A 14137-nucleotide genomic window follows, 5' to 3' on the forward strand; every position below is an offset into this window, starting at 1 on the left:
CCCTCGACCTGATGTGCTATCCGTATGAACAGTCCTTCGTCTGATCCGGCTTATTTCTCCCAGGAGGTCGTTGCGCAGTTGAAGCGCATTGCCGACGCTCTGGAACGCGCATTCGCGCCCCCGCCCGTACCTGTCCTCGACCCCGATGCCATCGCCTACCAATGGCAGTACCGAGCCGGTCAAGGTGGCCATCGCGCCACCCTGGTGCCGGTGAGGCGGCCCATGCTCATCGGCTTCGATCAATTGCAGAACATCGACCGGCAAAAGGCGCTGATCCGCCAGAACACCCAGCAGTTCCTCGACGGCAAGCCTGCCAACAATGTGCTATTGACGGGCTCCAGGGGGACAGGCAAGTCCTCCCTGGTCAAGGCGTGCCTCAACGAGTTCCATTCCCGCGGGCTCAAGCTGGTGGAGATCGACAAGGAAAACATCGGCGACCTGCCCGAAGTCATCGACATCGTCAGCCATCAACCTGGGTATTTCATCCTGTTCTGCGATGACTTGTCGTTCGAGGAAGGAGATATCGGTTACAAGCGCCTGAAAACCGCCTTGGACGGTTCGGTGGCCGAGCATTCATCGAATGTGCTGATCTACGCCACATCCAACCGCCGGCACCTGATTGCCGAACGCGCCTCGGACAACCTGTCCATGACCCGTGGCGAGAACGGTGCGCTGCACCCTGGGGAAGAGATAGAGGAGAAAGTGTCGCTGTCCGAGCGCTTCGGGCTGTGGATTTCGTTCTACGGCTTCTCGCCGGACGAATACCTGAATGCGGTGAACCAGTGGCTGGATGTCTACGGAGTGCCGGCACATGCCATCGAGCAGGCCCATGTGCATGCGGTTCGCTGGGCCACCCAGCGCGGCTCGCGTTCCGGACGCATCGCCGCGCAGTTCGCCCGGGACTATGCCGGGCGCTGGAGCCAGGACACGCCCTGATACCAGGGCGTGACGCAGCGCTTAACGGCGGTAATAGCGCTGATCATGCCCGTAGTAGCGCCGATCATGATCGTAGTAGCGACGGTCGTGTTCGTAGCGGGCGCGATAGTGACGGCGTTCCCATTCATGACGACGCTCCGCTTCCCGGCGGGCCTGCTCCCGGCGCCATTGGGCACGGCGCCAGTCGTCCCGGCGGTCGTGCCAGCGGCCGTCTCGCCAATAGCGGTCGTCATCATGGGCAAGCATTGGCGCTTGTTGCTCGCCGGCCATGCTGGCCAGGCTCGGCCAAGGGTTTTCCGCCGCCCGAGGGGCGGTGATCGGGGCGGCAGGCGCTGGGCTTTGCGCCTTCATCGGTGAAGCAGATGCCGAGCCCATCGACGCGAACGCGAACAGGCCAAGGAGCACCATTCGTGGGACGTTGATTTTCATGAGCAAAGACAACCTCTGAAAGACAATGGGATCGCGGGCCATGGGGTTTAAAAGCGGTGGTCCGCGTTTATCGAACTACGCTCCCTCACATAGACCAATAAATAGCGAAAAGTTCTAGGGAACTGACGTTTAAACACCCCATCACCTCAAAGCCCCATGGCAGGAGCAGGCGCGGTGATCCTGCTGAAGCAGCTACGCTCAGTGGGCATAGCGCATGCAGCGTCCAGTGGAGGGTAGGCGAATGATGTTGCCCATGGTTAAACCTCTGTCGTCTTTCATCGGTCTGCAGGGGCTCATCCCGATCATCGTTTTGCTCGCTGTTCTGGCCACGCGCTGCAACGGCGTGATCGTCGCCTATGACGTGCAGCGCGATCAGCTGATTCACTCGTCGCTCGAGGCCAATCGCGCCTACGCGCTCAAGGTGGCGGCGAGCATCGATGAGTTCTTGCTCTCGTTGAATCAGCGCTTGAGCTATAGCAGCCGGTTGCTCGGCAGTGATTTTTCCAACCCACAGCTGCTCAAGACCGAAGCGGTCCGACTGCAGGCCCAGGACTCGGAGCTCAGTGCCGTGCTGATCATGGATGCCCAGGGCTCGATTCTCGAAGCGTTTCCGCGCATGCCGGGCCTTGTCGGCTCGACGATCACTTCTACTGAGTTGAAACAAGCCTTGGTCGAGCGCCGCCCACTGATCAGCGACGCCTACACCGATGCCGATGGGCAACTCGTGGTGTTTGTTTCGCAGCCGATCTTCAATGCAGAGGGGGCATTTCTCGGCATGGTGGGCGGTTCGGTTCACCTGGCGCAGTCGGGCTTGATGTATTTGTTGATCGGCGCTCAGCAGGTCGGTGGTGGGCTGGCATTCGTGGTCGACGACAGCCGTCGTCTGCTGTACCACCCCGATCCCCAGCGCATCGGCATGGTCGAAGACCCAAGCGCGCCCATGGAGGCTGCCTTGCGTGGAGAGTAAGGTCAGCTACAGGCCAAGGATCAAGGCATTCCGATTTTGACCGGTTTCGCCACAGTCGCTGACGCCCATTGGGCCGTGATCGTGCAGCAACCCCGTGCAGAGGCGTTGGCGCCGCTTGGCGACCTCACGCAGGAAATGTTCGTCGAGGTCTTCCCGGTCGCGATGATTGGGCTGGCGCTCATGCTCCTGGGCGGCATGTTGATCGCTCGACCATTGCATCAGTTGGCCAGGCATGCAATGGACCTTTCCGCACCGGACACGACCTTCCATTTGCACCGTATCAATACCTGGTACGCCGAGTCGGCCATCATCCGACAGGCGTTGATCCTGGGCGTGCAGCAGTTGCAGCAGCGGTTGGGTAGCCTGAGCCAGGCTGCGGACAGCGATCCGTTGACGGGCCTGGCCAATCGCCGTGCGATGAATACCGCGTTGAGCGCGCTGGACGAGACGGGCTGTCCCTACTCGGCGTTGGCGCTGGACATCGACCGGTTCAAGTCGGTCAACGACACCTTTGGCCACGATGTCGGTGACGAAGCGCTCAGGCACATTGCTCGATTGATCGTTAGCGGTTCCCGTGCCGGGGACCTGGCTTGTCGAGCCGGGGGTGAAGAGTTCTGGATGTTGTTGCCCAATACCGATTTGCAAACTGCACAAGAGATCGCCGAGCGCATACGGGTAAGCATTTGCTCAACGCCGGTTGATCCGGTCGGTGCGTTGACGATCTCCATCGGCGTAGCGTGCCGCGGGAGCGAAACACCTAACTCGCGAAGCATCCTTAAACAGGCCGATGAGCGCCTGTACAAGGCCAAGGACACGGGGCGCAATCGGGTGGTGGCGAGCTGATGTGTCTCCCTGTCGCCACCTGGGCAAAGCGCCGCGCCGGGGCCTTGGGCGAACTATGCTTTGAGGTTGGGACTTTCTTGCGAGGAGGTGTGCCATGCGTACGTTCACAGGGTGCTGTCTGGGCGTGTTGCTGCTCGCAGGGCCCGTCAGCGCCCAGAGTGTCGTGCCGCTCAACGGTCAGAGCAGCCAACAGATGCAAACCGACATGGACTATTGCAACGGTGTGGCCAGTAACGCGGCCAGCAGTGCCGGCACCTCGTCCAAGGCCCATGTCGGCGGCCGGGTGCGCGGCGCGGCGGCCGGGGCGGCAGCAGGAGCGGTGGGTGCCGAAGTGCGTGGCCGGCAGCACGAAGAACTCTATGACCGGGCCGGCGACAATGCCAAGGAGCAATACCGGCAGAACCGTGCCGGCGAAGTGGCGGCAGCGGGCGCGGCCGTGGGTGGAATGCGCCAGCGTCAGGACCGTCGCCAGGACCGCCGCAGCCAGAATGAAGCCCAGGACTCCGCCCATGCCAACGCCTACAGCAGTTGCCTGCAAGGGCGGGGCTACCAGGTCAGCCCTTGAGGTCAATGGCCGGACGCGGTGAGGCGGTAGGTTTCCGGCTGCCCCGACCAGACGGTCGCCGTGGTCGATGCACGTCTGTAAAACCCTGCGCGGAAAATAAAAACCAGCGGCAAGCAAACGGCCATTAATCACCCATACTCAGTTCCAGCATGGCCGGCGGGACTCAGGCAATCGACTTCGCGCGAGCAGTTGCCTGGCATTCGAGCAAGGGGGAGGGAAATGCCTCATGACGGCAGCCTGTTGCAGGCGACGGTAGTCTTTCTGTTGGCAGTGGTGCTTCTGGTTCCTCTGGTCCAGCGCCTGAAGCTGGGCGCGGTGCCGGGTTATTTGCTCGCCGGCATCGTGATCGGCCCCTCGGTGCTGGGGCTGATCGACAATCCTCACAACGTCGCACGGCTCTCGGAGATGGGGGTCGTGATGCTCTTGTTCATCATCGGCCTCGAGCTGTCGCCGCGTAAATTGTGGACGATGCGCAAGTCGCTGTTCGGCGTTGGCTCGTTGCAGGTGGGCCTGACGGCGCTGGTGCTGGGGGTGATGGCCTTTGTGCTGTTCGGCCAGTCGCCCGCTGCGGCGGTAGTGCTCGGCGTGGGCCTGGCGCTGTCGTCCACCGCGTTTGGCCTGCAGGTATTGGCCGAGCGCAAGGACCTGAACAAGCCCCACGGGCGCCTGGCGGTGGGCATTCTGCTGTTCCAGGACATCGCTGCCATTCCGCTGATTGCCGTGGTGCCGTTGCTGGCCGGTGGCGCCACGCCCACGGCCGAAGGCACACGACCGTTGCTGGCGGTGGCGATCGGTATCGGCATCGTGATCATCGGCGGGCGTTATCTACTGCAGCCGGTGTTTCTCTGGGTAGCCAAGTCGGGGCTGCATGAGCTTTCCACCGCCACCGCGCTGCTGGTGGTGCTGGGGACGGCCTGGGTGATGGAGCAAGTGGGTGTGTCCATGGCGCTGGGGGCCTTCCTGGCCGGGGTGCTGATGGCCGAATCGCCGTTTCGCCATGAACTCGAATCCCAGATCGAACCGCTCAAGGGCCTGCTGCTGGGGCTGTTCTTTGTCGGCGTGGGCATGACCGCCGACCTGCGGCTGTTGCTGGGCATGCCTCTGCAAGTGTTGGCGCTGACCCTGTTGCTGGTGGGCATCAAGCTGCCGGTGCTGTTTGGGCTGGGCCGCTGGACCGGGGGGCTGAGCCGTGCCCAGGCGCTGTGCCTGGCGGTGGTGCTGGCGTCGGGGGGCGAATTCGCCTTTGTGGTGTTCAAGCTGGCGCTGGATCACCAGTTGCTGGCGCAGCAGGTGCACGACCTCTTGGTGTTGGCCATCACCTTGTCGATGGCGGTGGTGCCGCTGGTGATGATGGTGCTGGCGCGTCAACTGCGTGAAGCGCGACCTGTGGCCCCCACGTCGCTGCCGCCGGTAGAGGTGGATCAGGCACCGCAGGTCGTGGTGGCAGGCATGGGCCGCATGGGCCGCGCCATCGCCCGGATGCTGCACGCCGAAGGTGTGCGCTTGGTGGCATTGGATACCTCTATCGAAACCTTCGGGCGCTATGCCGACAAGCAGGGGCCGCCAGTGTTCTATGGCGACCCGTCGCGCTCGCAGATTCTGCGTGCCGCCAAGGTCGGTGAGGCTGAATTGGTGATCGTGGCCGCCGACGATCCGCAGGTCAATCTCAAGACCGTGGACCTGCTGGCCCAGCAGTACCCGCACACCCCGGTCATCGCCTCGGTGCGCGACCATAAAGATGTCCTGCGCCTGCTCGAGCTTGGGGCCAGCCCGGTTCGCGAAACCTTCCATTCCAGCCTTGAAATGGCCCGTCGCGCGTTCATCGCCCTGGGCCAGGACGAAGCCCAGGCCGCCGCCTGGGTGCGGCGTTACCAACGCCAGGAGGCGGATTGGTTGCTGGCGCTGTACCGGCAGGAAACGCCCGGCGAAGGGCGCGAGGACGAAGACGGCTCGGCTGGCGACCACCGACCGCAGGTTTGACGACTTGAATCGCGCCAACCGGCGCGCCGACTGTTCGACCCGCCCAAGGCGGCCCGGAGGTGACTCATGCAGCCGAGTTTCAAGCTGGACAGCGCCCTGTCGCGGGGCTTGCTCGATGTGCTCATCAAGGCAGGGCTGGTGGCGGGGCTGGTGATTTTCGCCTTCCAGGTCTTCCAGCCCTTTCTCGAGCTGATGCTCTGGGCCGTGATCCTCGCGGTCACCCTGTACCCGTTGCAGCAACGGGTCAAGCGTGCCAGCGGCCTGAAGGACGGCCATGCCGCGACGCTGGTGGTGCTGTTGGTCCTGCTGGTGCTTCTGGTGCCGATCTACCTGGTGGTGATGTCCCTCGGCCAGTCGGTCGAGAGCCTGGTGGCGCTGCTCAAGAGCGGTGCGTGGAGCGTCCCGGCACCGCCGGAGTCGGTCGCCACCTGGCCGCTGATAGGGCCACGGGTGTATGCCCTTTGGCTGTCGGCCTCCGAAAGCCTGAGCGGTGTGCTGAACAACCTGATGCCGTACCTCAAGGATGCCGGTCGGATCATGCTCGGAGCCATCGCCAGTGCCGGCGGCGCGTTCTTGCTGTTCATCGCGGCGATCATCATCTCGGGGGTGATCATGGCCTTCGGCGAGCGCGGTGAGTGGGCCGCGCAGCGCATCGCTATGCGGGTTTCCGGGGAAACCCAGGGCAAGCCCATCGCCAGGCTGTGCACCGCCACCATCCGCGCGGTGGCTCAGGGCGTGATCGGCATCGCTTTCATCCAGATGCTGCTGATCGGCGTAGGCTTCGTGATCAAGGGCGTGCCGGGCGCGGGCATCCTGGCCATCGCCATCCTGATGCTGGGCATTGCTCAAGCACCTGCGACGCTGATCACGCTGCCGGTGATCGCCTACATCTTCAGCACCGAAGGCTTCACGGTCGGCACCATCGTTTTTGCCATCTACACCTTCGTCGCCGGGCTGGCCGACAACGTGCTCAAGCCCTTGCTGCTGGGGCGCGGCGTGGATGTGCCGATGCCGGTGGTGCTGATCGGAGCCTTGGGCGGCATGGTGGTCAAGGGCATCATCGGCCTGTTCATCGGCCCGGTGATCCTGGCGGTGACCTACAACCTGTTCTGGCAGTGGGTGGCGCAGCAAGTGCCCGAAACGCGTGCCGACAAGACGTACTGAACCAGGGCGCGCCATGGTCAAACGTGTCTTTTGTTGCGCGCTGAGCCTGGTCGCCTTGGGCGGTTGCACCCAGGTCGGCCCGGACTTCAAACCCGTGCCCACGCCCTGGCTGGATACCTGGAGCACCCCTTCGCTGGGGCAGGCAACCCGGCCGGCGGCGACGCCAGACCTGCGCCAGTGGTGGGCGGTGTTCGCCGACCCGACGCTCGATGCACTGATCGCCGAAGCCGATGCGCACAACACCGACCTGCGCGTGGCTGGGCTGCGCATCGCCGAGGCGCGTGCGCAACTAGCCATCGCCCAGACCGGGCGCTACCCCCAGGTGCAGCAGTTGCGCGGGGAAAGCCTCTATCTGAAGCAGGACCAGTCCGGCACTCCCACCGCCCGGGACTCGGTGTTCTGGCAATCCAGCCTGGGCTTCGACATTGCCTGGGAGGTCGACTTCTGGGGGCGCTTCAGCCGCGCCATCGAATCGGCCGATGCGCTGTACTTCGCCTCCGAGGCCAACTACGCCGATGCCATGGTGCTGTTGCGCGCGCAGGTGGCGGACAGCTATTTCAGCCTGCGCACCGTCGAGGCCCGCCTGGACATCGCCCACGAGAACGCCCTGCGCCAGGCGCGCAGCCTGCAGATCACCGAACGGCTGTTCCGTCATGGCGAGAACGACGAGCTCGACTGGCAGCAGGCCCGCACCCAGTACCTGGCCACCCAGGCCAGCATCCCGGAACTTGAGAACCAGCTCAACGCCCTGCGCAACGTGCTGTGCGCACTACTGGGCCGGCCGCCCGGGCCATTGCCTGAACTGGCGAGCGGTCGCGGGCAGTTGCCGGTGCCCGACCGGGCGATCCTGCAGGAGGTGCCGGCGAGCCTGTTGCAGCGTCGTCCGGACATCCGCGCCGCCGAGCAGGCGGTGGCGGCGCAGTCGGCCCTGGTGGGCGTGGCCGAGGCCGACCTGTATCCGTCGTTGAGCCTGTTGGGCAGCATCGGCTGGACGTTCGTCTCGGCCAGCCACCTGCCTGACAGCTTCCAGCTCGCCGCCGGCCCCAGCCTGATCTGGAGCCCGTTCGACTACGGCCGGCGCAAGAATGCCGTGCGCGTGGAGGATGCGCGCCTTCAGCAGTTGATCGAGTTGTACCAGCGGGATGTACGCGAGGCCGCCCGGGAGGCCGATGACGCAGCCAGCGGGCTGGTGCGCTCGTTGCAAAGTGCCGAGGTTCGCCAGCAAGCCTCCCAGGCCGCGCAACGCTCGTTGGACCTGGCCTCCTCGCAGTACCGCGAAGGCTTCGCCGATTTTCAGCGGGTGCTCGATGCCCAGCAACTGTTGCTGCAACAGCAGGACAGCTATCTGGTCAGCCGCGGCAATGCGGTCGGCAGCCTGGTGACCCTGTACAAAGCCCTCGGCGGTGGCTGGGACCCGCGCCGCGCTCCCATCGACGCTGACACCCGCCAACACATGCAACAACGCACCGACTGGGGGGATCTGCTCGACAACCCCGTCCCAGCCAGCCACGACACAGGTGAGCCGAAATGAGCGATGCCCCAGCCCCTTCGCCCACACCCGCCAAGCCCGACCGGGGCATGCGTTGGATACTGCTGTTGATCGCCGTGAGTCTGCTCTGGTACCTGCTCGCCGACCGTTTCACCCCTTACACCCAGCAGGCCCGGCTGCAGGCCTATGTAGTGCCGGTCAGTGCCGAGGTGGCCGGGCAGGTGAAGCGGGTGGCGGTGGGCAACAACCAGGAGGTGCGCAAGGGCGAGGTGCTGTTCGAGCTGGACCAGGCGCAATACCGCATCGCCCTGGCCCGGGCCGAGGCCGAACTCGACACGGTGCGCCGTCAGATCGGTGCCCATACCGCCGGTATCGATGCCGCCCAGGCTTCGCTGGCCGCCGCCCAGGCCAATGAACGCAAGGCGCGCCAGGACGCCGAGCGCCTGACGCGCCTGTACCAGGAGGACCCTGGCACGGTGTCCGTGCGGCGCCTGGAAGGGGCTCAGGCCAGCCGGGAGCAGGCCAGCAGCCAAGTGGCCGCAGCCCGCGCCGAAGTCGAGCGCGCGCGCGAACAGCAGGGCGGGCAGGAGGCGGACAACGCCCAGGTGCGCAGCGCACTGGCCAACGTCGAGAAGGCCCGGTTGGACCTGGCCCGCACCGAAGTGCGCGCCGATGCCAATGGCTTGATCACCGACCTGCGCACCGATGTCGGCCACTATGTCGGCGCCGGCAGCCCGGTGATGACCCTGATCCCCATCCACGACCTGTGGATCAGCGCCGACATGACCGAAAACAACCTGGGCCACCTGCGCCCAGGCACGCCGGTGCTGGTGGTGCTCGATGCCTTGCCCGGCGAGTTGTTGCGCGGGCGGGTGCGCAGCATCGGCTATGGCGTAAGCGTTGGCCAGAGCCCGCCGCCAGGCTCGCTGCCCCAGATACAGAACAGCCGCGAGTGGCTGCGTTCAGCGCAACGTTTTCCGGTGATCGTCGAGCTGGAGCGCGATGATCGGCTGAGCGTGAGCAACCTGCGGGTTGGCGGCCAGGCCGAGATCATGGCGCTGCCGGGGGAGGGCAACCCGCTGAACCTGCTGGGCCGGGTATTCATGTGGGTGATGAGCTGGTTGTCCTATGCCTATTGAACTGCGTCGCCTGCGGGCGCTGCGCCTGGCCTGGGGCACCGCGCTGTGCCTGGCGGCGAGCTTCGGCCTGGGCATGCCGGTGCCGATCCTGGCGCCGGTGTTCGCCGTGCTGTTGCTGGCCATGCGCAGCCAGGCCCTGGGGCTGCGTGCGGCGCCGGTGCTGGCGCTGTTGGTGCTGCTCAGTTGTGGCAGCGGCCTGTTGCTGATTCCGCTGCTGCGCCATGCGCCGGTGAGCGGGGTCCTGCTGGTGGGCGTTGGCCTGTTCGCGGTGTTCCGCTATGCCTTGCGCGGCGGCAATGGGTTGTTGGCGAACTTGCTGGTGGTTGGCCTGACCATGATCGCCGCGGCAGGTACCAGCGACTTCACATTGGCCTTGTCAGTGGTCGAAGCCTTGGCCAAGGGCATGCTGCTGGCCGTTGTCGGCTGCGCCGTGGTCCATGTGTTGTTCCCTGAACCTGCGGATGCGGCCAGTGCGCAGGCCAAGGCGCCTGAAAGTCCCGAGGCAGTCAACTGGATCGCTCTGCGCGCGACGTTGATCGTCATGCCGGCGTTTCTGCTGGCATTGATCGCACCGGATCGCTTCATGCCGCTGATCATGAAGGCGGTCAGCCTCGGCCAACAGGCCGACCAGACCGATGCCCGCCAGGCTGCGCGTGAACTGATCGGCTCGACGTTGCTGGCCGGTGTGCTGGCGATCTTGCTGTGGAGTGCGCTCAGCCTGTTCGTCCACCTGTGGATGTTCTTCTTGTGGGGGCTGTTGTTCGCCCTGTGGCAGGCCCGGCGGCTCTATGCAGTGGTGGCCAGCCGGCATGGCCCGGCGTTCTGGGTCAGTTGCCTGACGACGATGCTGATCCTGCTGGGGCAATCGGTGCAGGACAGCGTGGCGGGCCAGGACGTGTACCGCGCGTTCGCAGTGCGCATGGCGCTGTTCCTGGCAGTTTCGCTGTATGCCAGTGCCATGCTGGTGTGGATCGACGGTCGGCGTGCGCGACGTGGTAAATCGCAGGTGCAGCGCTACCCTTGATGCACACCGATTTCATGCGGTAGACCGCGTACACGCGCAGCGCAGTCGCAGGCACTGTCGTATTCGGCTAGCCTGCCCGGTGCCAATCGGGCGGGTGAAACCGGGAGTACACTGATGCGCGTGCAGGATGCGGACCTCAAGTCCCTGAGGATCTTCGAGACAGTGGTCAAGTGTGGCGGGTTCTCCGCCGCGCAGCCGGCGCTGAACATCAGCGTGTCGGCGATCAGCGAGCAGATGAGCCTGCTGGAGACCCGCCTGGGCGTGAGGCTCTGCGAGCGCGGTCGCTCGGGGTTTCGCCTGACCGATGAGGGCCAGGTGCTGTACGAGGCGGCGCAGCGCATGCTGACGGCGGTCGAGACGTTCTCCATGGAAGCCGCCACCCTGCGCCGGCAGTTGAGCGGGGCACTGCGGGTGGGGGTGATCGATGCCACCCTGACCGACCCGAGCAGCCCACTGACCTTGGCCATTCGCCGGTTTGGCCAGATGGCGCCGCAGGTCCACCTGCAGATCCACATCGACACCCCCAATGCGCTGGAACAGCGGGTCATGGACGGTCGCCTGCACCTGGCGGTCGGCCCGTTCCCCAGCCGCTTGCCGGGGCTGGACTACACGCCGTTGTACACCGAAGCCCACGGGCTGTTCTGTTCGCGCACCGACCCGCTGTTCGAGCAGGACGACGCCAGCATCACGCCGTTGTTGCTGAGCCAGGCGCGGCTGGCTGCGCGCACCTTCCTTGGCCGCTTCGACCTGGATCAACTCCAGGTGGAGCGGGCCGCTGGCAGCGTGGACAACGTCGAGGCGCGGGCGATGATGATCATCTCTGGCCAATACATCGGTTTCCTGCCGCTGCACTACGCCCAGCCCTGGGTCGACAAGGGCGAAATACGCAGGCTGTGTCCTGGGCAGTTCGCCTCTGATCTGTGCGTTGACGTCATCCTGCGCCATGGCATCAGCCCGCCGCGCACCGTCGAGGCCTTCCAACAGCAATTGCTCGAATGCGCGGGGTTGAACCCATCGGGGGCGATGCTTCGGGAATTGCCGAAGTCAACTTCTTGAACTGGCTATTTTTCCGAAGTATTGGCTTCTCTAGAGTCAGGGGCGAGACAACACAGCCAACCTGATGATTGCCTGACGGCCCGGCACTGGGGCCAGACTGGCAAAGGGAGCAATGCCATGTCCGACCTCAATACCCCGATTTCCCTTGGCTCGCACCTGTCGGTGCAGCCGTTTCGCCAGCGCCGCCTGGGCCACCAGGTGTTCGTCGGTGGCGTCCTGCCGGTGGACGTCACCGGCAGACTTATGGGCGCAGGCGACATCGAAGCCCAGACCCACGCGGTGTTTCGCAATCTCAAGGCCGCCCTGCACGCCGCTGGCCTGGAAATGGCCGACCTGGTGCGCCTGAATACCTACTACGTCTTTGAGGGCGACGAGGCCCAGGCCACGGTCTACTGGGAGAAGATGACCCGCGTGCGCCTGCAGTACTTCCCGGATCCAGGCCCGGCAGCCACGGCCGTGCGTGTGCGTGGCATGGCCTGCTCTGGCGCGCTGATCCAGCTCGAAGCCGAGGCGCTGGCCGTGCCGGCCACGCAACGCCAGCGGATCATGCCGGCCAAGAGCTGGGACTGGAGCATTCCGGTGCCGTTGTCCCAGGGCTGGAAGGCGGGTCGCCAGGTGTGGGTCGGTGGCCAGGTTTCGGCGGACATGAGCGGTAAGGCGGTGGCCCTGGGGGACTTGGCGGGGCAAACCCACAACGTGCTTGAGCACATCCGCCATGTGCTGCTCGATGCCGGCTCAAGCTTTGCCGACCTGACCCAGCTCAAGGTCTGCTACCTGCACGACGGCGACCAGGCCGCCGCCCAGGCAAGGCTCGAGCAGATCCTGGAGGATGTGCGCACGGCCTGTGGTGAACCGCTGCCGCCCGTCACTGCCTTTGGCGTCAACCTGCTCTATGAAGGCCTGTTGCTGGAAATCGACGCCACCGCCCAGGTGGGCGTAGCCCATGACGACGGCGGTGACGGCGGCACGCAAGTGCGTCGTTGTGGCCCGAGCATCCAGGTTGCCGGTCAGAGTGCCGGGCAGGCCGGGATCGAGCAGGCAGCCGATGAGGCGCTGTCGCGCGTGGCCGATCAGTTGCGCAAGGTGGGCAGCTCGCCTCAAGCGATGGGTCATCTGCATGTGCTGGTGGCCGGCGATGAGGCCGACCGCCAACCCGACCGCGTCCTGTCGCTGTTCACCGAGGCCCTGGGCAGACTGTGTGGTGAGTCCGTGCCGCCGTTTACCGTGGTCAGGGTCAACGGGCTGCCCGATGGCGCCTCGATCCAGGTGGATGCGGTCGCTGTCGAGCTGGGTAACCCTGACGCGTCGAGGCAGCCATGAACGCCTGCGAACAGGCGATCGAGCTGACCCGCAAGCTCGTGGCCTTCGACACGACCAATCCGCCGGGCAATGAGCAACCTTGTGCCGCGTTCCTGGCCCAGTTGCTGATCGAGGCGGGCTTTGCCGTCACTCTGCACGAGCTGTCGCCGGGGCGCGCCAGCCTGGTGGCCTACCTGGGGAACGGCCAGGGGCGGCCGCTGTGCTTTACCGGGCATCTGGATACCGTGCCGCTGGGCAAGGCGCCCTGGTCGGTCGACCCGTTCGCCGGGGAAATCCGCGAGGGCCGGTTGTACGGGCGCGGCAGCAGCGACATGAAGGCAGGGGTCGCGGCGTTCATCAGTGCGGCCTTGCAGGAGCGTGCGCTGATCGCTCAACGCGCAGGTGTCGTGCTGGTGCTGACCGCGAGCGAAGAGACCGGCTGCCAAGGCGCGGCGGCGTTGGTACGCGATGGCGTGGATCAGCACCGCGCCGGGGCGATCATCGTGGGTGAGATGACAGCGAACTATCCCTTGATCGGTCACAAGGGCGCGCTTTGGCTCAAGCTGACGGCCCGGGGCAAGAGCGCCCATGGCTCGATGCCCGAGCAAGGCGATAACGCCCTGTACAAAGTGGGCCGTGCCCTGGGCAAGATCGAGCAGTACCAGGTCGCCTCGCCACCCCACCCTGTGCTGGGCGCGACCAGCATCAGCGCCGGGACGTTGCACGCGGGCAGCAGCATCAACGTGGTGCCGGACCTGGCAGAGCTGTGCGTCGACATTCGCAGCTTGCCCGGCACTTCCCATGCCGATGCCCGTGCCGCGTTGCTGGACACCTTGCAGCCGGATATCACCCAGGTCGACGCGGTGCTGGATCTGCCGGCTGTCTTCACCGACCTCGGCGATCCCTGGATCGCGACGGTCTACCGCCTCACCGAACAGGAGACCGGCGTACGCCCCGAACCGCGGGGCGCGAGCTACTTCACCGACGCCTGCGCGTTGCAGCACGCCCACCCGGGTGTGCCCATCGTGATCCTCGGCCCAGGCACGCCGCACATGGCGCACCAGACCGACGAGTATTGCGAAGTCGCCCGCATCGAGGAGGCCGTGCGCCTGTATCGGCGCTTGATCGTCGATTGGTGTGAGGAGGGCACCTGAGGCCGCACCACCCACGCACTTCTATGACCGGCTGCGGACGCTGTTCATCCGCAGCCAAAGGCACACAACAAGATCAATACAGCCGAATAGAA

The 14137-nt window shown here is 65.3% G+C and carries 14 protein-coding genes; 12 read left to right on the forward strand and 2 right to left on the reverse strand.

Annotated features, from left to right (window positions below):
• Positions 1-24 precede the first annotated feature (24 nt).
• Complete coding sequence (locus IEC33019_RS06095) at positions 25-936, forward strand: ATP-binding protein (RefSeq protein ID WP_070093114.1); 912 nt, start codon at positions 25-27, stop codon at positions 934-936.
• A 21-nt stretch (positions 937-957) separates the two neighbouring features.
• On the opposite strand, the gene IEC33019_RS06100 is transcribed toward IEC33019_RS06095, so the two are convergent.
• Positions 958-1365 carry a hypothetical protein gene (locus tag IEC33019_RS06100; RefSeq protein ID WP_070093113.1) on the reverse strand — a complete coding sequence of 136 codons (408 nt, stop codon included), beginning with the start codon at positions 1363-1365 and terminating at the stop codon, positions 958-960.
• Positions 1366-1618: 253 nt separating this feature from the next.
• On the opposite strand from IEC33019_RS06100, the gene IEC33019_RS28040 reads away from it, so the two are divergent.
• Positions 1619-2332, forward strand: a complete 714-nt coding sequence (locus tag IEC33019_RS28040; protein ID WP_306282543.1) for a cache domain-containing protein — start codon at positions 1619-1621, stop codon at positions 2330-2332.
• 6 nt (positions 2333-2338) lie between these two features.
• On the opposite strand, the gene IEC33019_RS28045 is transcribed toward IEC33019_RS28040, so the two are convergent.
• Entirely contained in the window at positions 2339-2566 is a 228-nt protein-coding gene (locus tag IEC33019_RS28045) for a hypothetical protein (protein WP_306282542.1), read from the reverse strand.
• A gap of 3 nt (positions 2567-2569) precedes the next feature.
• Here IEC33019_RS28045 and IEC33019_RS28050 point away from each other — a divergent pair, with 3 nt between their 5' ends.
• The 10 genes from IEC33019_RS28050 to IEC33019_RS06150 all read left to right on the forward strand — a co-directional run bounded on the left by IEC33019_RS28050 (position 2570) and on the right by IEC33019_RS06150 (position 14045).
• Complete coding sequence (locus tag IEC33019_RS28050) at positions 2570-3175, forward strand: GGDEF domain-containing protein (RefSeq protein WP_307553412.1); 606 nt, start codon at positions 2570-2572, stop codon at positions 3173-3175.
• A gap of 94 nt (positions 3176-3269) precedes the next feature.
• Entirely contained in the window at positions 3270-3740 is a 471-nt protein-coding gene (locus IEC33019_RS06110) for a YMGG-like glycine zipper-containing protein (protein WP_070093112.1), read from the forward strand.
• Between the two features lie 219 nt (positions 3741-3959).
• Entirely contained in the window at positions 3960-5720 is a 1761-nt protein-coding gene (locus IEC33019_RS06115; RefSeq protein WP_070093111.1) for a monovalent cation:proton antiporter-2 (CPA2) family protein, read from the forward strand.
• A 66-nt stretch (positions 5721-5786) separates the two neighbouring features.
• The gene (locus IEC33019_RS06120; RefSeq protein ID WP_070093110.1) at positions 5787-6884 is read left to right on the forward strand and encodes an AI-2E family transporter; all 1098 of its coding nucleotides are present in this window, start codon (positions 5787-5789) and stop codon (positions 6882-6884) included.
• A gap of 13 nt (positions 6885-6897) precedes the next feature.
• On the forward strand, positions 6898-8415 hold the full coding sequence (locus tag IEC33019_RS06125) for an efflux transporter outer membrane subunit (protein ID WP_070093109.1): 1518 nt from the start codon (positions 6898-6900) through the stop codon (positions 8413-8415).
• Positions 8412-9512, forward strand: coding sequence for an HlyD family secretion protein (locus IEC33019_RS06130; protein ID WP_070093108.1), 1101 nt, complete (start codon positions 8412-8414; stop codon positions 9510-9512). The genes IEC33019_RS06125 and IEC33019_RS06130 overlap by 4 nt, the downstream gene beginning before the upstream one ends.
• Complete coding sequence (locus IEC33019_RS06135) at positions 9502-10536, forward strand: DUF2955 domain-containing protein (protein WP_070093107.1); 1035 nt, start codon at positions 9502-9504, stop codon at positions 10534-10536. The genes IEC33019_RS06130 and IEC33019_RS06135 overlap by 11 nt, the downstream gene beginning before the upstream one ends.
• 114 nt (positions 10537-10650) lie before the next feature.
• Positions 10651-11592 (forward strand): LysR family transcriptional regulator, encoded by a 942-nt coding sequence (locus IEC33019_RS06140; protein ID WP_070093106.1) that lies wholly within the window; start codon positions 10651-10653, stop codon positions 11590-11592.
• Between the two features lie 117 nt (positions 11593-11709).
• On the forward strand, positions 11710-12912 hold the full coding sequence (locus tag IEC33019_RS06145; RefSeq protein WP_070093105.1) for a RidA family protein: 1203 nt from the start codon (positions 11710-11712) through the stop codon (positions 12910-12912).
• A complete protein-coding gene (locus IEC33019_RS06150; protein ID WP_099593178.1) occupies positions 12909-14045 on the forward strand; it encodes a M20 family metallopeptidase in 1137 nt (378 codons plus the stop codon). Before IEC33019_RS06145 ends, IEC33019_RS06150 begins: the two co-directional genes overlap by 4 nt.
• Positions 14046-14137 lie beyond the last annotated feature (92 nt).

The organism is Pseudomonas putida (genome assembly GCF_002741075.1).
In the GTDB taxonomy this organism is placed as follows: Bacteria; Pseudomonadota; Gammaproteobacteria; order Pseudomonadales; family Pseudomonadaceae; genus Aquipseudomonas; species Aquipseudomonas putida_T.